We start from the raw sequence: 18,489 nt of genomic DNA, 5'->3' as shown, positions 1-18,489 counted from the left end.
TGGTTGGGGTAACGATGGGTTAGAACGTGACGCGCAAGCCGATTTGTGCGTGCCAACGACTGTCTACATCGTTGATGTTGGTTGTGTTATCGTAGAACGAGAAGTCGCCGATTTGATTTCCATTGGCATCTGCTGTGGTTTTGTTCACGGCCAATTTGTCGATGTTATATACCGAAGAGTAGCTCGTTCCCCACTTCTTGTTGAGCAAATTGGCCACGTTCAGTATGTCGAACACGAGTTCAACCTTGCTGCCACGCTCTTTGAGATAGAAGAAATCTTGTGAGAAATGCAGGTCGAAATGGTTCTCCCACGGTGTGAGATGCGAGTTGCGCGTGGCGTATTGTCCACGATGTTTGCGTGCATAACTGTCATTCTGAATCCAGGCCTCAAAGGCATCGCGTTGCTGAGCGGCTGTGACCGTTACGAGGCCGGCCTTGTTTTTGATGTCCGAGAACTTCATTTTAGCGAGCTCTTCTGCCGTGGGGATATATAATAGGGTGTTGCCTCGACGGTAATCGCCATTGAAAGAGGCGTTGGAATTGTCGCTCATCGTGAGACTGTAACGCTGTCCGCTGGTACCGTTATAGGTGAGAGACACGTGGGTTTGCCAGCGTCCGCCACCGTAACGCTTCGAGTTGTAGGCTACAGTAGCCATGAAACGATGCGGAACATCGAACATTGAGGGAGCCAAAGTGGGAGCGTTGGGGTCTACATTATAATAATATCCCCAGTTGGAAAAGGCCACAGAAGAGGTTCCATCGTTAACAGAGTAAGAGCGTCCGAAGGTGTAGTTCATCATCAAATCGAGTCCGAAACGGAACGATTTCTCCAACATTCCGCTCAAAGAATAGCTATATCCCTTGTTGGTATTGGTCATGTTGATGATGCTTCGGTAGCTTCCGGCTTTGCTGGTGTAGTAAATCGTGCCCGAATTAGCGTAGTCGGCATTCACGGCATACACCTTTTTGCCCTCATCTATCAAGGCCAGGTTTTCAAACCAAACGTTGTTCAGATTCTTAGAATAGAGAGCTTCCAAGGAGAACTTCATGTTCCAAGGCAATTGTTGCTCCCAAGCCAGGTTGGCACGAAGCACTTGTGGGAACTTAAACTTGGGGTCGATGGTGCAGATATCGGGCTTGTCAGCTTTGCCTGCAGCCGAATGGGCCGCTGCTTCCACGTTGGTACCATAGGTTCTGAATGAAGGTGCGTGCGGACTATATATCGTAACGCCTTTCAATTCCACGCCCGTGTTGGCCCAAGCGTTTTCTATCCATACGAAAGGAGCACGTCCATTGAAGATGCCCAGTCCGCCTCTGATCATCGTTTTGTGACTGTCGTCGGCGTACCAACGGAAGCCTATGCGCGGCGAAACCATCAACATCGATTTGGGTTTACGGCCTACCACGGCATTGTTCTTTGTAGAATAGTCGGTGGTATTGAACTCTGGGTTGGTGGAAGGACTGTTGAGATAGATCGGAAGGTCGAAGCGGAGCCCGTAGGTGAGTTGCAACAGTGTGTTGATGTCCCACTTATCCTGTGCGTAAAAGCCCAATTGGCCGCTCTTAAAGGGCGTTTTCCAGGCCTTGGTACCTGTAATATTCTCGTCGGAATACTTCCAAATGAAACTCGAGGCGTTGTCGTCCATAAAGGCTTTGATGCCGTTATAGGTGTATTGACCATTGAGATTCTGTATAAAAGCGTTCTTCATATCGTACACTTCATTGTGTGTTCCGAAGGTGAACGTGTGGTTTCCGCGATACCAAGACAGGTTATCCTCAAGCACCCAGATGTTCTGATCCAAAGAGTTCAGTCCCGAAGAATATTCCGTTCCGATGCTCACGGAGTTGTCTCCGCTCGATTCGGTGTTGGTTGCAACGTTGTAATGGCCGGCCTTTTGGATGTAAATGGTGGGTCCGGAATAAGGAATGCTGCGATGATCTCTCACAAGAGTGAGTCCGGCGCGCAGCTCGTTGTAGAGCGATTGGCTGAGATGAGAGTTCAGTTCGGCCACAAACGAGTGCATTTTGTTGTTTCTTCTAAAGCCACTGTTGTTGAACATGTAAGACTTATAGCCTGCAGCGTAAGCGTCTTTATAAGCGTTGTTGAACTGATAGCGGAAAGAAAACTTGTTGTCATTGTTGATATTCCAGTCCAAACGGCCCATCAATGAGAACGCTTGTGTGTCGATGTCGCGCCGATTGTAGGCTTCTTTGATACCAGTTACTTGGGCATAGCGTTCTGCAATGGCCTTTGCCACCTCCGAAGTCATGAAATATCCGGGTGCGTCTGCATAGTAAGAGGCGGGATAAGTGTTTTTCTTGTATTCTGCACTGGCAAAGAAGAAGAGCTTATCTTTGATGATCGGACCTCCGAAAGTAGCTCCGAAAGTCTTCGTTACTTCGTTCTGATACTTGTCTTTTTTGTTGTATCGTTGGTTCCATCTGCCATACAGATTCTCGTCTGTATAGTAAGTATAAGCCGAAGCCTTAAATTGGTTGGTTCCCGACTTGGTAATTGCATTGATGGCACCTCCTGTAAAACCACTCTGCCGGATGTCGAATGGCGAGGCAACCACCTGAATTTGCTCGATGGCATCCAAAGAAATGGGGTTGGCACCGGTCTGTCCGCCGTTGGTTCCACTTTGAGCCAGACCGAAAACATCGTTGCTCACCATGCCATCGATTTGAAAAGAATTGTAGCGATTGTTGGTTCCGGCGATGGTGATGCCACCTTTTTTGCTCACGTTCACCAATGGCGATAGCTTGGCAACGTCGTAAATGTCGCGGTTGACAGTAGGTGTGTTGTCTATTTGAGTCTTCGAGAAGTGGGTAGAAGCCCCCATACCGCTGGCGCCAGCCTTGCCCGTGACGGTCACTTCGCCCAGAAGTCGTGCGTTTTCTTTTAGATCAGCGTTGAAGACAGAGGCTTCGCCGAGTGCAAGGTTGATGTTCTCGAACACCTCGTTCTTGTAGCCCACGTACGAGATGGTGACGGTATAGGGCCCGCCCACGCGCATTCCTTGGATGGAATAGCGTCCTTTCTCGTTAGTAACGCCATTATAGCGGGTTCCGGAAGGGTTGTGAATGGCCACGATGGTAGCTCCGACAACCTCTTCTCCGCCAGCAACAACCTTTCCGTTGATGCTCGACGTGGTGACCTGCGCCATGAGAGAAGATGTGAACAGCGTCACGATGGCAAACAGGAAAAGCAATCTTTTTTGCATAGTGATTTACAAAGATTAAATTAGTAAAAAGTGATTTAGAATCCTTTCACAGGATTGCGTTGCAAAATTAATTCTTTTTTTGATAACCCGAAGAAAAACAAATGAAAAAAAACGGGTTTCTCAACAAGAATGATTTACCCTTTGGAAAAAGCCAAAGAAAACGACTTTCCAAAGGACAAAAAGAGGCTTGGAAGACGCAACGCCTTCTACTTGATGGGGAAATAAAAATAAAATGGAGGAGGATGTTTTAGAGAGCGGTAAACGAGGCTCGAACTCGCGACCCCCAGCTTGGGAAGCTAGTGCTCTACCAACTGAGCTATTACCGCATTTGAGCCGATACCCGGACTCGAACCGGGGACCTATTCATTACGAATGAATTGCTCTACCAACTGAGCCATATCGGCCTTTCCCGCATTGGGACATGATTCTCAAATGCGGATGCAAAGGTAAATCATTTTTTCTGAAGTGCCAAACTTTGCTTCTAATTTTTCTTTTCTAAGATAGAGAGCCGTTTGAAATAAACGCTATAATGGTTGTTACGGCATGGGATTTTAGAAAGAAAAGGATGGCCGCCTCCCTGCTCTTCTTGGGTGATGCCGAAGAGGAGATCGTTCCATCTCTTAGCTTTTGTCGTGCGTTTTCTTAGCTTTTGCATGGCATTCTCTTAGCTTTTGACATGTGTTTTCTTAGCTTTTGGAAATGGTTTTGTAAGTGACTGATTTTTAGGATCTTTTCTTTCCCTTAGAAGAAGACGAAAAGAGGACGCTCAAAAGACCAGCAGTCGGGGGCTTGGAGCCACTCTTGCAGGTCTCTGTGTCGAAGAGCACGCCCGGGCTCAGCACCCATTTATCGGGATGGAAGTTTTGAAGTATAATTTTATTTCCTTACTTTTGCAATAGTAATATTTATGTAGAGTTGGTGCGTTATGAGAAAAACAAGACTATGCAGCGTGATAGGACTATTGATGATGGGCGTCTCGATGTTTGCCGAAAACTGTCACACGTTGTGGACACAATATCAAATGGCCATGGCAAAAGACTTGCCCAAGACGGCAATGGGTGTGCTGCAACAAATCGAACAGTGCGCAAAAAACGAACGACTGTATGGCGATGTGCTCAGAGCCGGCGTGCTGAAGGCGAAGCTTCAGGTGTCGATTGCTCCCGATTCACTCAAAAGCGAGATGGAACGAATCGAGCAAGCAGCTCATCAGGCACAAGCAGAAGATGCTGTGTTGGGAGCCGTCTATGAGTCGGTTTTGGGTCAGATCTACAGCTATAACAGCACTTCTTTCGATCAAGCCGGGGAGAAAAGCAAGGCTTGTTTTCAGCGTTCGATGCAAAACCCGTCGTTGTTGGCCGCCGTACAGGCCAGTCAGTATGAACCGTTATTGACGAAAGGAGTAGACAGCAGAATCTTCAACAACGATCTGTTGCACGTCATCGGTTTTGCTGCCGGCGAGTATCGCACCCTCTACGACTATTATTGGGCGGTGGGAAATCGTGCCGCAGCCTGCATCTGCGCCAGCGAGATGTTGAAAGAAAGTGAAGAAGAGAGGGGACTGCCGCTGAACCAATCGCGCTATGTTCAGCAGCTCGATTCGTTCATCAACCTCTTTTCCGACTTGCCCGAGGCCGGCGAACTGGCCATCATGCGCTATCAACGAATGGCCAATACACCCCATATTCCCATCGAAGAATTGGTGAGGTATATCGACTACGCCTTGTCTCGGTGGGGCAGTTGGAAGGGAATGAACACCCTACGCAATGTTTATCGGGGGCTGACCAATCCTTCTTTCTCTGCCGAAGTGCGCCCTACGGCCATCCCAGGAAGGGCTTTCTATGTGCCTTTGAACGAGGTGCGAAACGTTCGTTCCATCTCGCTCCATGTGTGGCGACTGCCTTTCTCGGGCGATTATAAGGGCGATCCGAACAACAGTAAAGTGTATGCTGCCTTGCGAAAGCGTATGAAGCCGGTGCCGGAAGCTGCTTGTGTGCGCAACTATCACGGCAAGGCCGAGTATCAACTCACCAACGACTCGGTGGCTGTGGCGGCACTTCCCGTGGGTGTTTATCTGCTTGAGCTCGCTGCCGACAACCCAAAGGTGAAGCCGATACGCAGTTTGCTGTATGTGAGCAATGTGCTTCCGCTGCTGGAAGAACAGCCAGGAAAAAAGGTTCGCATGGTGGTGGTAGACGCTACAACGGGACATCCCGTGCCCAATGCGCAGGTGCGACTCAAAACTTACGACTATTACAGCGAGAAAACCAAGATCGAAACGCTGACCTGCGGTGAGAACGGGGAAGTGATGTACAGTTGTTCGAAACGAGAACCCAGTGAGATCTACGTCTATACGCCTACCGACAAAGCTTTCAAAGAGTGTAGTTACGAGGCCGGTTATAGCTTTTATTCTTCCAACAAAAGGGGCACATCGGCGTTCCTTTACACCGATCGGAGCATCTATCGACCGGGACAGACGGTGCAAGTGGCTGCTATCGTGTTCGATAAAGGTCCGGATTTGGAACGAAAAGCTAAGGCCAATGCTACTTTTCAACTCAAACTTTATGATGCCAACTATAAGGTGATAGAGGAGAAAGAGGTGACAACAGATGCTTTCGGAAAGGCACATACCGAGTTTTCTCTGCCTACAGGTAAGCTTACAGGTCAGTTTAGTATTCGTAGCAGTTATGGAAATCCAGGCAATGTTTGGTTCCGTGTAGAAGAATATAAACGTCCTACATTCGAGGTTTCCTTCCCCGAGGTGAACCAAAAATATGCGGCAGGCGACACGGTGGAAGTTGTTGCCCATGCTAAGACTTATGCCGGCGTGCCTGTCCAAGGGGCTAAAGTGAGCTATACGGTGACGCGGCGGTCGGCCTTTTGGTGGTCGTGGTATGGCGGAAGCATAGAGGCGGAGCAAGTTTTCTCGTCGACGGACACGACCAATGCCGAAGGCGGATTCAAGGTTCGGGTTCCGATGCAATTGCCTAAGGGCAGAACGAAAGTGGGTTTCTATTCTTTCGAAGTGTCGGCAACCGTTACCGACCTCGGAGGAGAGAGCCGACAAGGAAGCATCAGTCTGCCTTTGGGTAGTAAACCCACAGCTCTGATGTGCAATCTGCCGCAAAAGATAGAGAAAGATAGTCTGAAAAGCATCGTGTTCACGTTTAAAAATGCGGCCGGAGTAGACCTTGAAGGGCGTGTTCGCTACTATATAAATAAGGTGAAGATAAGCGACGATGCCGCTACCAATCAGGCAATTCCTTTCGATGTCTCGGCTCTGCCCGTTGGAAAGCACCACTTCAAGGCTATCTGCGAGACGGATACGGTAGAGCAAGACTTTGTTCTCTTCACCTTGCAAGACACGAAACCCGTGGTCGAAACGAAGATGTGGAGCTATCAGTCGTCGGCTTCTTTCCGCCGAGATGGCCGTCCTGTGCAGATACAATTGGGCTCTTCGCAAGATGACTTGCGGGTGTTCTACTCTATTTTCTCGGGCCAAAAGGCGTTGGAATCTGGGGTGAAAATCATCGACAATTCATTGCTCAATGAGCAGTTTACCTATCGACCTGAGTATGGAGACGGCATTGTGCTGACTTATGCCTGGGTGAAAGATGGTTGTTTCTACACGGAGCATTTCGCGATCACTCGCGCCATGCCCGATAAACGGCTTATTGCCGAGTGGAAAACCTTCCGAAACAAACTCACTCCGGGCCAGAAAGAGGAGTGGACTCTTCATCTGAAGTATCCTGATGGACGGCCCGCCACTGCGCAAGTCATGGCTACGATGTATGATCAATCGCTTGAACAGATGGTGAAACATCGCTGGAGTCTTCACTTAGGCTATGGGTTGAGTCTGCCAAATGCCCGATGGGATGCGGGACTTTCTTCTGAGTCGGAGGTATACGACACAGAAATGCCAACTACTGACTTAGAGGTGGAAAACTTGGATTTCTATAATTTCCGCATATTCGAGCTGAATTGGTATGAACAAATAAGCTATATGTTCTCGCGAGCACTTGGTAGTAAGAGGGCTTCCGCTTCCTATGCAGAGGCTGAACTGAAAGATATGGCCATGGAAAAGATGGCTGGTAAGGATGCCAATGGCGAATTTGCCATCTTAGCAGAACCTGCTACGAGGAAGGTAATGATGACCGGTTCGGTCGTGCAAGCAAAGGATGCGGTCGGCAACGACGAAGCCAATAAAGACTCGAATGCAGCTAATGATTCGCCTACAACGAACGTTTCAATAAGAGAAAACCTCAACGAGACGGCCTTTTTCTATCCAACGCTCACGTCAGATCAAGCAGGCGATGTCTCTATTCAGTTTACTCTGCCTGAGAGTATCACCACTTGGCGATTCATGAGCTTAGCAACCGACAAGGAAATGAATCATACTGCACTCGAAGGAGAAGCTATTGCGAAGAAAACAGTCATTATTCAACCTAATATGCCTCGCTTTTTGCGTCTGGGAGACAAAGGATTGTTGGCTGCAAAACTCTTTAATACATCGGAAAAAGATGTTACCGGCACGGCAAAAATCGAACTGATTGATCCCGAAACCGACCGTATGGTTTATTTTGCCACGAAGAATTGCACTGTGAAAGCGGGCGAAACAAGTAGCGTAGACTTTGACCTCAATCTCTTGCAAGGTTCTTCTCTTTATCGATTAGGCACACATGTGTGGATTTGTCGCTTGTCGATTGTAGGAAAAGGTTACAGTGATGGCGAGCAACATTACCTTCCTGTATTGTCTGATAAAGAACGAGTGACCAACAGTATAGCCTTTACACAAGTGACGAAAGGCATCAAGACGATTGATTTGGAAAAGCTTTTTGCGGTGAAAGAGCCCGGCAATCGACTCACCATCGAATACACCAACAATCCTGCTTGGTTGATGATTCAGGCCCTACCTTACGTCAGTGAGGTGCACGAAGACGATGCCATCAGTCTTGCTACGGCTTATTATGCCAACAGTATTGCCCGTTATCTGCTGACCAATGTGCCCGAAATCAAACGCACAATTGCACTGTGGAAGCAGGAACAAGGTAGAGAAACCTCGCTGATGAGCCATCTACAGAAAAACGAAGAGCTGAAAACGGTGATCTTGGATGAGACTCCTTGGGTGGTCGACGCTTATAATGAGACGCAACAAAAGTTAGCTCTGATTCGTTATTTCGATGAGAATAGCATAGGCAAACGCCTGCAAACCTGTATCGACAAACTTCAAAAGCTTCAGAATCCGGATGGCTCTTGGAGTTGGTTTCCCGGTATGCGAGGCAGTTCTTACGTAACGATGGCGGTAGCAGAGATGCTTGTTCGGTTGCAAACGATGATTGGCAGCGAAGCCAACACCGACAGATATGTGAATCGTTCGTTCCGCTTCATGAACAAAAACATAAGGAAAGAGGCCGCTGAAATGAGAAAACAAGAAAAGGAAGGTTGGAAAAATGTGCGCCCAAGCGAGTGGGCTGTGCGCTATCTTTACCTTAGTTCGCTCACCGATCCTGTATATTATGGTAGCGTAAGAGAGGACCGCGACTACATGATCGACCGACTTTCGAAGCAGACAATCGACCTAACGATATACGGAAAAGCTGTTTCGGCCGTGATATTGGCTAAGAATGGACATGTTGTTCAAGGCAAAGAATATCTCCAAAGCATCCGCGAATATATGGTATATAAGGAAGAAATGGGACGTTATTTTGACACTCCGAATGCCTATTACAGTTGGTTCGACTACAAGATCCCTACCCAAGTAGCTGCCATCGAGGCCATTAAGGCGATTGAACCGGAAGATACTCAGACCTTAGACGATCTCAAACGCTGGTTGCTACAAGAGAAACGAACACAGGTTTGGGACACCCCCATCAACAGTTCGAATGCTGTTTACGCCTTCCTCGACGGCAATATGGAAACGCTACGGCAGACTTCCGCCTCTCAAACACGGCTCTCCGTCAACGGCAAATCGCTCAGTTTGCCTCAGGCAACGGCTGGTTTAGGTTATGTAAAGGTCACGACCACGGGAGCCAACCTCAAGACTTTCTCCGCTGATAAGACTTCGATGGGCACATCGTGGGGAGCCGTTTATGCGCAGTTTATGCAGAAAACCACCGACATAGCCGATGCTTCCATGGGCCTGACCATCAGCCGAGAGATTTTAAATACCGGCGAATTGAAGGTGGGCGACAAAGTAAAAGTGCGCATCACTGTGGTTGCCGACCGCGACTATGACTTCGTTCAGATTGTCGACAAGCGAGCTGCCTGCATGGAACCGGTGCGACAACTCAGCGGATACGGTTGGGGTTACTACTGCACTCCGCGCGATAACGCCACCTATTATTATATAGACGGTCTGTCGAAAGGGAAGCATACGTTCGAGGCAGAATATTATATCGACCGCCGTGGAACCTTCTCCACGGGCACCTGCACTGTGCAATGCGCCTACAGTCCGGCCTATATGGCTCGCACGAAGGCACAGATTTTAAACGTGAAATAAGCAAAACATAAGGATGAAGAAACGTTTTTTAATAATTGTGGTTCTACTGTCGGCAGTTGTTTCGGCCTCTGCGCAGGGGTTAGAGGCGGTTAGCCAATCGATCGATTGCGGACAAGTGGTCTACCGCATGCCTGTAACGGCAGAATTCGATGTAAGAAACAAGAGTGGGAAAACCCTGCGTATCGACGAGGTAAGGAAGAGTTGCGGTTGCACCTCGGTAGCATATCCACAGGGCGAGATAGCCTCCGGTGCAGCATTTAAGGTGCGTGCCATTTACGATGCGGCGCAGATGGGGCATTTCAACAAGCAGATAGCCCTTTATGGAAGTGGCCAAAAAGAGCCCTTGATACTCACTCTCAAAGGCATTGTCGTAGAAGAAGTGGTGGATTATTCGGGCAGTTATCCTTTCAAACTGGGCAACATCTTGGCAGAAAAGACCCATATCGAATTCGACGATGTGAACCGTGGCGACCGGCCCACCCAGAAAATACACCTCATGAACACGTCCGACAAGTCGGTTCAGCCCGTTTTGATGCACCTGCCAGCCTACCTCAAGGCCGAGGTGTCGCCCTCGAACATCCGACCGGGACATAGCGGCGTGGCCACCATTACGCTCGATTCGCGCGCTCTGCGCAACCTCGGACTGACTCAAACCACCGTCTATCTCGGTATGTTTCCCGGCGATAAAGTGTCCGCCAGCAAAGAGATAGGCATCTCGGCGGTGCTTCTTCCCAACTTCGACGATCTCTCTTCGGCGGCAAAGGCACAGGCTCCGCAAATCCAGCTCTCTGCCACCACCCTCGACTTTGGCACGGTAGACGGAAGGAAAGTGAAGAAAGGAGAAATCGATATTGCCAATACGGGGAAGTCGACGTTAGACATTCGCTCGCTGCAAATGTTTACAGCGGGACTTCATCTCTCGCTCAACAAAACCAAGATTGAACCCGGAGAGACGGCCAAACTCAAGATCACGGCAGACGAGAAGCAACTGCGCAACGCACGAACCACGCCTCGCGTACTCATGATAACCAACGACCCCGATCGGCCAAAAGTGACCATAACCATTCAGGTGAAATGATTCAGGTAGAGATAGACAACGGAAGCGGATTTTGTTTCGGTGTGACCACGGCCATCAAAAAGGCAGAAGAGGAACTCTCCGCAGGTAAAAAACTATATTGTTTAGGAGACATCGTGCACAACGGCATGGAGGTGGAACGCCTCACGGAGATGGGACTGATCACCATCAACCACGAACAGCTCAAAGATCTGCACGATGTGAAAGTGCTCTTACGGGCTCATGGCGAGCCCCCCGAGACCTACGAATTGGCCAAACGCAATCGCATCGAGATTATAGATGCCACCTGTCCTGTGGTGCTCCAGTTGCAAAAGCGCATCAAAAAACAGTTTTTCAACAATCCGGATGCACAAATCGTGATTTTCGGAAAGAACGGACATGCCGAAGTTCTGGGCTTAGTGGGACAGACAAAGAGCGAGGCCATCGTGATAGAACACTTCGATGAGGTGACCCAACTCGACTTTTCGAAAGACATCTACCTCTACTCTCAAACCACAAAGAGCCTTGACGAGTTTCATCGCATCATCGAATACATCCAGGCCCATATCCGCCAGGGAGCCATCTTTAAGAGTTTCGACACCATTTGCCGTCAGGTGGCCAACCGTATGCCCAATATCAAACGCTTTGCAGCCCAGCACGACGTGGTTTTGTTCGTGAGTGGGCGGAAAAGCAGCAACGGAAAGGTGCTTTACAACGAGTGTAAAAGCGTGAATCCCAACAGCTATCACATCGAGAATGCCGGAGAAATAGACCTCGCGTGGTTGGCAAAGGCCAACACCGTGGGCATCTGCGGAGCCACCAGTACGCCCAAATGGCTCATGGAAGAGTGTCGGGATTATATCCTGGCACATGCCCGATGATTGGTGCATCACAAGTCCATACTTTGCAAAAGCTAGGAAAACGGCGGGCAAAAGCTAAGAAAACGCATCTTAAAAGCTAAGAAAATGGCATGCGAAAGCTTAGCTTTTACACGGCATTGTGTAAATGCCTGAAAAACAACAGGATAGAAAGGAGACCAGAAACAGAGAATGTTCCGGTGAACCTTTTTCGGTAAAAATAGGGTCGTTTGGAAACACCTCTAGGAAAAATGCAGCATGCCCACGTGGTTGTATGCGAGCCAAGACGTGTCTTTTTCTTTTGCAAACGAAAAAATAAAGCGACCATGAGTGGGTATTCAGAAAATAATGGTTATTTTTGTGGTAGACAATATCTTTGTAATGACCCAACGAACAAGTCCGATTTTACCCACCTAACCCCATTTTTCATGCAGAACAGATGTCTTATTTCTCTACTTTTGATGGCAGGGATGTCGCTTTCAGCAAGCGCACAACGCCTGCCGATGAAGTTATGGTACGACCGTCCCGCTACGTTTTTTGAAGAATCGCTGCCCCTGGGCAATGGTAAACTCGGTGCATTGGTCTACGGTGGTGTAGAGAAAGAAGTGGTCCAGCTCAACGACATCACGCTGTGGACGGGCCAACCGGTAGATCGAAACGAGGATAAAGAAGCCCATCGATGGATTCCAAAAATAAGGGAAGCACTCTTCAGCGAAAACTATCAACTGGCCGACTCGCTGCAACTGTATGTGCAAGGGCATAATTCTGCCTATTATCAACCCCTTACCACCCTGCATATCGACCATTTGAACGGTTCAACACAGGCAGACCACTATCGCCGAGAGCTGGATTTGGACAGCGCCCTGGCAAAGGTGTACTATCAGAAAGGCGGCGTTGTCTATCGAAGAGAGTACCTGGCATCGCATCCCGATCGAGCCATCGTCATTCGTCTCACAGCCAACAAGGCGCATGCCCTTAGCTGCCGCCTGTGGCTTTCTTCGTTGTTGCCGCATCAGTCGGCAGCCATGGGCCATCGCATCGTGGTGAAAGGTCATGCCATGGGCGAAGCGGAAAATACCATTCAGTTTTGCAACATTTTGCAGGTGAAGGCTCATGGCGGCACCGTTACGGCCGATGGCGATGGCCTTATATTAAAAGAGGTGTCTGAGGCAACGATCTATCTTGTCAACGAAACCAGCTATCATGGATTTGACCAACACCCCGTGAGGCAGGGTGCACCCTATGTTGAAGAAGCTGAAGCCGATCTTCGGCGAATAGAAAACCGCTCTTTCGACGAACTGAAACAAAGACACACGGCAGACTACCGGCGGCTGTTCGGTAGGATGAGCTGGCAGTTGGCCGGGGCGAAGTTCGACACCCGCCGTACTACCGAGCAGCAACTCAAGGATTATACCGACCAGGGGGGCGGCAATCCCTACTTGGAGATGCTCTATTTTCAGTTCGGACGCTATCTGCTCATCAGTTCATCGCGCACTCCGGGCTTGCCTGCCACCTTGCAAGGAGTGTGGAATCCACATCTCAAGGCTCCCTGGCGAAGCAACTATACCGTCAATATCAACTTGGAAGAGAACTACTGGCCGGCCGAAGTGGCCAACCTTTCGGAGATGGCCATGCCGCTGGTGGGACTGGTCAAGGCCCTCTCGGAGAACGGGAAATACACGGCCCGAAACTATTATGGCATAGAGGAGGGCTGGTGTTCGAGCCACAACTCGGATGCCTGGGCTATGACAAATCCTGTTGGAGAGAAGCGTGAAAGTCCGGAATGGGCCAACTGGAACTTGGGCGGAGCATGGCTTCTGAGCAATGTTTGGGAGCATTACGCCTTTACACAAGATCGCCGTTATCTCTCGGAAACGGCCTATCCGCTGATGAAAGGAGCTTGCGACTTCATGCTGAAATGGCTTGTAGAGAATCCACATTGCCCCGGCGAACTGATCACCGCTCCGAGTACGTCGCCCGAAAACGAATATATCACTCCCCAAGGCTATCATGGCACGACGCTATATGGAGGAAGTGCCGACCTCGCCATTCTGAGAGAACTGTTTGCTAACACGATAACGGCCACTGAACTGCTTCACAACGGTTCAACGGAATATAGCCGAAAACTGCGCGAAACGCTGGCTCGGCTGCGCCCATATATAATAGGTAAGGATGGCGATCTCAACGAATGGTATGACGACTGGCGCGATTTCGATCCGCAACACCGCCATCAGTCGCATTTGATAGGGCTTTATCCCGGACACCACATCTCGCCCGCCAAGACGCCGGAACTGGCCCAGGCGGCACGCAAAACACTGGAACAAAAGGGTGATGAGACAACGGGTTGGAGCACCGGATGGCGTATCAATCTCTGGGCAAGGCTCGATGAGGGCGAAAAGGCTTATCGGCTTTTCCAAAAACTGCTGACTTATGTCTCGCCAGATCATTATACCGGAGCCGACAAACGCCACAGCGGGGGTACCTATCCCAACCTCTTCGATGCGCATCCGCCCTTCCAAATCGACGGAAATTTCGGCGGAACGGCCGGCATTTGCGAGATGTTGGTGCAGAGTGCGGAGGGTATTCGGTTGTTGCCGGCTCTGCCTTCGGCATGGAAAACGGGCTCTGTGAAAGGAATTTGTGCCCGCGGCGGATTCGTGATAGATATGGATTGGAAGGATGGACAGGTGACTCGTGCCAGAATAAAAAGCCGTGTCGGCGGAACTGTAACGGTGGCTTACAATGGAAAACGAAAGAGCCTGACTTTCAAAGCCGGTCAAGAGAGAACCTTGAAGTAGAACTCCCCTTGGCGAAAAACAACCCATTAAAATTCACTTTTCAAACACCTTTAAATCCACAGCAGCCAAAACCGCTTTCAAACACAAAAACAACACAATCGGAAAAGAATGGAATAAGAACTTGTCCTATATCAGAAGTATACTTTTTGATAAGTAGGATAAGCTCTTTTTTGGTTGTTTTTTTTGTCAAATCGCTTGCTTTTGTCTTTTTATTTGCCTATATTTGCCAAATAAAAGGAAAAGAGATGCGTAAACTACAGTTAAATGACTTGACAATACCTATTGTCAAAAAAGCATGTGAAGTTGTGAGTATGGACGATGATTTGGTGTTCGTCGACGACCTCAACAAGCTCACTGCCCTCATGGGGCCGCACAAAATGCAATGCTTAGCATTGGCTATTTGCGCCCAAGGCAATGCCCAGTATACGGTAGACACCATCCGTTATGACCTGCAACCTAACCATATCTTGATTATTCCGGCAGGCCCGATCTTCAACAGCGGAGAGTTCAGCAGCGATTGCAAAGGCATCGCCATCTTATTGTCGAAAGATTTCACCAACGAAATCATCATGGGAATTCACGAACTCTCATCGCTCATCCTCTTCTCAAGAACCAATCCCAACTTTGTTCTTAAAGAAGAAGAAGGTAGAGAGATGTTGCAACACCTCTCGCTCATAGAAAAGAAGATGAGACAAACGGGACATCGCTACCGAAAAGATGCTGTACGCTCGATGATTACAACGATGATCTATAATGCATCGGATGCCATCTATCGCGTACAAGAAGCTACCAACACAAAGAAAACCCGAGCAGAAGCCATCTTTACAAAGTTTATCAAGATGGTGGAGCAGAACTTTAAAAAGGAGAGAAGGGTGAGTTGGTATGGTGAACAGTTGGGTATCACGCCCAAATATCTCTCTGAAACGGTGAGAAATGTCAGCAAACGCACACCCAACCAGTGGATAGACAAATATATTACACTGGAATTGAGGGTGCAACTCAAGAACACTACGAAGAGTGTGAAAGAGATTGCGCAAGAACTCAACTTCCCCAATCAAAGTTTTCTTGGGAAGTTTTTTAAAGAGCAAGTTGGCGTATCACCGTCTCAATACAGGAAAAGATAAGGTAGAAACGGTATCTTATCACCTGCCTTCTTTTCCACAATAACTGCCTCCTCCAGCTTTTTGGCCAGAGAGAAAATGGCAGAAGACCTTACCTGTTGGAATTTTCTAAGAGGTAAGGGTATAGCCGAAACACTTTGTTTGGCATTTTTCATTTTCTCGCTTATTCGCTTCCACTTTTCCACTTTCTCAAGAGTTTCTTAGGCTTTTGTTTGAAAGATAGAGACGACTTGCACATCTGAGTGGAACTTATGTGGGCATCTTTTGGCGTATTTTCGTTCTAAAAGTTTCTGTTGCTCGGAAAAATGTCGTAATTTAGCACCTTGTAAAACAAGCACCAAAGTGCTTAGAGAGAAAATAAAACGGCATTACAGCGAATTTTTCAATAAAACATCATCATTTAAATGGACGAAAATCAGACAATCGATCAAGACAGGATTATGAAGATCAATATAGAGGAGGAAATGAAATCCTCGTATATTGACTATAGTATGTCGGTCATCGTGGCGCGTGCCCTTCCCGATGTGCGAGACGGATTCAAACCGGTGCACAGACGTATACTCTATGGTATGTTAGGATTGGGTAACACCAGCGACAAGCCTTACAAGAAATGCGCGCGCGTGGTGGGCGATGTGCTGGGTAAATACCATCCACATGGCGACTCATCGGTGTATGGTGCTCTGGTGAGACTTGCTCAAGACTGGAACATGCGTTACACACTGGTGGACGGACAGGGAAACTTCGGAAGCGTAGATGGCGATTCTGCTGCGGCGATGCGTTATACCGAGTGCCGACTATCCAAGTTGGGAGAGCGCATCATGGACGACTTGGAGAAAGAAACGGTAGATATGGACGATAACTTCGATGCAACCCTTCAAGAACCGAAGGTAATGCCTACGAAGATTCCTAATCTGCTGGTAAACGGTGGCAACGGTATCGCTGTCGGTATGGCCACCAACATGCCTACACACAATTTGAGCGAGGTGCTTGATGGTTGTTGTGCTTATATCGATAATCCCGAAATAGATACAGAAGGCTTGATGCTGCATATCAAAGCTCCCGATTTCCCCACCGGAGCCTATATCTATGGATTGCAAGGGGTGAAAGATGCTTACGAAACGGGGCGTGGACGTATTGTCTTGCGGGCTAAGGCCGAGATTGAAAGCGACGACAGTCACGACAAAATCGTAGTGACGGAGATTCCTTATGGCGTGAACAAGGCGCAGCTCATTGAAAATATTGCCGACCTGGTGAAAGAAGGTCGACTGGAAGGTATCTCCAATGCGAACGACGAATCGGGACGACAAGGAATGCGTATCGTGGTAGATGTGAAACGAGATGCTAACGCCAATGTCGTGCTCAACAAGCTGTTCAAGATGACGCAGCTGCAAAGTTCGTTCTCGGTGAATAATATCGCCTTGGTGAACGGTAGACCGCGGTTGCTTACGCTCAAAGAATGTGTGAAGTATTTTGTGGAGCATCGCCACGACGTCACCATCCGTCGAACCCGATACGATTTGAAAAAAGCACAGGAACGTGCACACATCCTCGAAGGTTTGATTATTGCATGCGACAACATCGACGAGGTGGTGCGCATCATCCGTAGTAGTAAGACTCCCTCGGATGCTCAACGTAATTTGGAAAAACGTTTCGAACTCGACGAGTTGCAGAGTAAAGCCATTGTAGACATGCGTCTATCGCAGCTCACGGGCTTGCGCATTGAGCAGTTGCATGCCGAGTACAAAGAACTTGAAGAACTAATCGCACGTCTACAGCTGATTCTCGACGACCCCGAAGAGTGCAAGCGCGTGATGAAAGAAGAACTCCTGGGTGTGAAAGAGAAGTTCGGCGACGAGCGTCGCACGGAAATTATTCCCGACGAACACGAGTTCAACGCCGAAGATTTTTATCCCAACGACCCGGTGGTTATCACCGTGAGTCATCTGGGATATATCAAGCGCACGCCGCTCACCGAGTTTCACGAGCAAGCCCGCGGCGGAGTGGGCAGCAAAGGAGCCCAGACTCGCGATAAAGACTTTACTGAATACATCTATCCGGCCACGATGCACCAAACGATGCTTTTCTTCACGAAGAAAGGTCGTTGTTATTGGTTGAAGTGTTACGAAATACCCGAGGGCGACAAGACCTCGAAAGGTCGCGCTATACAAAACCTTCTTAATATTGATGCTGATGATGCCGTCAATGCATTCTTGCGCGTGAAAGGGTTAGACGATGCCGAATTTGTGCAAAATCACTTCATTGTCTTCGCCACGAAGAATGGAACGGTGAAGAAGACGAGTCTTGAGGCTTATTCGCGTCCGCGTGCCAACGGCGTTAATGCCATTACCATTGCCGATGGCGACGAAGTGGTGGATGTTCGTCTGACCAACGGAAAGAACGAGTTGATTATGGCCAACCGCAACGGTCGTGCCGTTTATTTCGACGAGTCGACCATTCGCACGATGGGAAGAACAGCCACCGGCGTACGCGGTATGCGTCTTGATGGAGACGATGATGCCGTAGTGGGCATGATTGTTGTGAACGATGCCAAGACGGAAACGGTGATGGTGGTAAGCGAAACAGGTTACGGCAAGCGGTCGCTCGTGGCCGACTATCGCCGTACCAACCGAGGCGGAAAAGGTGTAAAGACGCTCAACATCACAGACAAAACCGGAAAGTTGGTGGCCATCAAGAACGTCACCGACGAGAACGACCTCATGATTATCAACAAAAGCGGCATCGCCATCCGCCTGGCCGTGGAATCCTTCCGCGTGATGGGCCGTGCCACGCAAGGCGTTCGACTCATCAACCTTACCAAGAAGAACGATGTTATTGCCAGCGTTTGCAAGGTGATGCATGCTGAGCCGGAAGCAGACGAAACGGAAAGCGAGGCGATCGAGGAACAAGTAGATGAAACAAATATTCAATTCTAAAAAATAC

8 protein-coding genes and 2 tRNA genes are annotated in these 18,489 nt (G+C 48.8%); 6 read left to right on the top strand and 4 right to left on the bottom strand.

All coding sequences use genetic code 11. The annotated features are described in order from the left end of the window. Positions 1-19 precede the first annotated feature (19 nt). The 3 genes from J5A66_RS07240 to J5A66_RS07230 form a co-directional block, all read right to left on the bottom strand. On the bottom strand, positions 20-3,223 hold the full coding sequence (locus J5A66_RS07240; RefSeq protein ID WP_211789986.1) for a carboxypeptidase regulatory-like domain-containing protein: 3,204 nt from the start codon (positions 3,221-3,223) through the stop codon (positions 20-22). A 253-nt stretch (positions 3,224-3,476) separates the two neighbouring features. Then, positions 3,477-3,549 (bottom strand) — tRNA-Gly (locus J5A66_RS07235). 5 nt (positions 3,550-3,554) lie between these two features. Beyond that, positions 3,555-3,627: transfer RNA gene (locus J5A66_RS07230), tRNA-Thr, on the bottom strand. Between the two features lie 521 nt (positions 3,628-4,148). Here J5A66_RS07230 and J5A66_RS07225 point away from each other — a divergent pair. The 4 genes from J5A66_RS07225 (at position 4,149) to J5A66_RS07210 (ending at position 14,428) form a co-directional block, all read left to right on the top strand. Beyond that, positions 4,149-9,719, top strand: a complete 5,571-nt coding sequence (locus tag J5A66_RS07225; RefSeq protein ID WP_211789985.1) for an MG2 domain-containing protein — start codon at positions 4,149-4,151, stop codon at positions 9,717-9,719. 13 nt (positions 9,720-9,732) lie between these two features. Next, the gene (locus tag J5A66_RS07220; RefSeq protein WP_211789984.1) at positions 9,733-10,797 is read left to right on the top strand and encodes a DUF1573 domain-containing protein; all 1,065 of its coding nucleotides are present in this window, start codon (positions 9,733-9,735) and stop codon (positions 10,795-10,797) included. Next, on the top strand, positions 10,794-11,654 hold the full coding sequence (locus J5A66_RS07215; protein ID WP_211789983.1) for a 4-hydroxy-3-methylbut-2-enyl diphosphate reductase: 861 nt from the start codon (positions 10,794-10,796) through the stop codon (positions 11,652-11,654). The genes J5A66_RS07220 and J5A66_RS07215 overlap by 4 nt, the downstream gene beginning before the upstream one ends. A 404-nt stretch (positions 11,655-12,058) precedes the next feature. After that, positions 12,059-14,428 (top strand): glycoside hydrolase N-terminal domain-containing protein, encoded by a 2,370-nt coding sequence (locus tag J5A66_RS07210; RefSeq protein WP_211789982.1) that lies wholly within the window; start codon positions 12,059-12,061, stop codon positions 14,426-14,428. Positions 14,429-14,468: 40 nt separating this feature from the next. On the opposite strand, the gene J5A66_RS07205 is transcribed toward J5A66_RS07210, so the two are convergent. After that, a complete protein-coding gene (locus J5A66_RS07205) occupies positions 14,469-14,618 on the bottom strand; it encodes a hypothetical protein (RefSeq protein ID WP_211789981.1) in 150 nt (49 codons plus the stop codon). Positions 14,619-14,673: 55 nt separating this feature from the next. Between J5A66_RS07205 and J5A66_RS07200 the strand changes: the two genes are divergently transcribed. Continuing rightward, the gene (locus J5A66_RS07200) at positions 14,674-15,552 is read left to right on the top strand and encodes a helix-turn-helix domain-containing protein (RefSeq protein WP_211789980.1); all 879 of its coding nucleotides are present in this window, start codon (positions 14,674-14,676) and stop codon (positions 15,550-15,552) included. A 401-nt stretch (positions 15,553-15,953) separates the two neighbouring features. After that, positions 15,954-18,482 carry a DNA gyrase subunit A gene (gene gyrA / locus J5A66_RS07195; protein ID WP_211789979.1) on the top strand — a complete coding sequence of 843 codons (2,529 nt, stop codon included), beginning with the start codon at positions 15,954-15,956 and terminating at the stop codon, positions 18,480-18,482. The last annotated feature ends 7 nt before the right edge of the window (positions 18,483-18,489 follow it).

Origin of the sequence: Prevotella sp. oral taxon 475, from assembly GCF_018127805.1 — a bacterium.
Lineage (GTDB): Bacteria > Bacteroidota > Bacteroidia > Bacteroidales > Bacteroidaceae > Prevotella.
This window is presented reverse-complemented; position numbering and strand designations above follow the sequence as displayed.

Excerpts from the sequence above, each read along its gene's own strand:
- J5A66_RS07200 (WP_211789980.1), top strand. The coding sequence starts at position 14,674 with ATGCGTAAACTACAGTTAAATGACTTGACAATACCTATTGTCAAAAAA.
- J5A66_RS07240 (WP_211789986.1), bottom strand. The coding sequence starts at position 3,223 with ATGCAAAAAAGATTGCTTTTCCTGTTTGCCATCGTGACGCTGTTCACA.
- J5A66_RS07225 (WP_211789985.1), top strand. The coding sequence starts at position 4,149 with ATGAGAAAAACAAGACTATGCAGCGTGATAGGACTATTGATGATGGGC.
- J5A66_RS07210 (WP_211789982.1), top strand. The coding sequence starts at position 12,059 with ATGCAGAACAGATGTCTTATTTCTCTACTTTTGATGGCAGGGATGTCG.
- J5A66_RS07215 (WP_211789983.1), top strand. The coding sequence starts at position 10,794 with ATGATTCAGGTAGAGATAGACAACGGAAGCGGATTTTGTTTCGGTGTG.
- gyrA (WP_211789979.1), top strand. The coding sequence starts at position 15,954 with ATGGACGAAAATCAGACAATCGATCAAGACAGGATTATGAAGATCAAT.
- J5A66_RS07220 (WP_211789984.1), top strand. The coding sequence starts at position 9,733 with ATGAAGAAACGTTTTTTAATAATTGTGGTTCTACTGTCGGCAGTTGTT.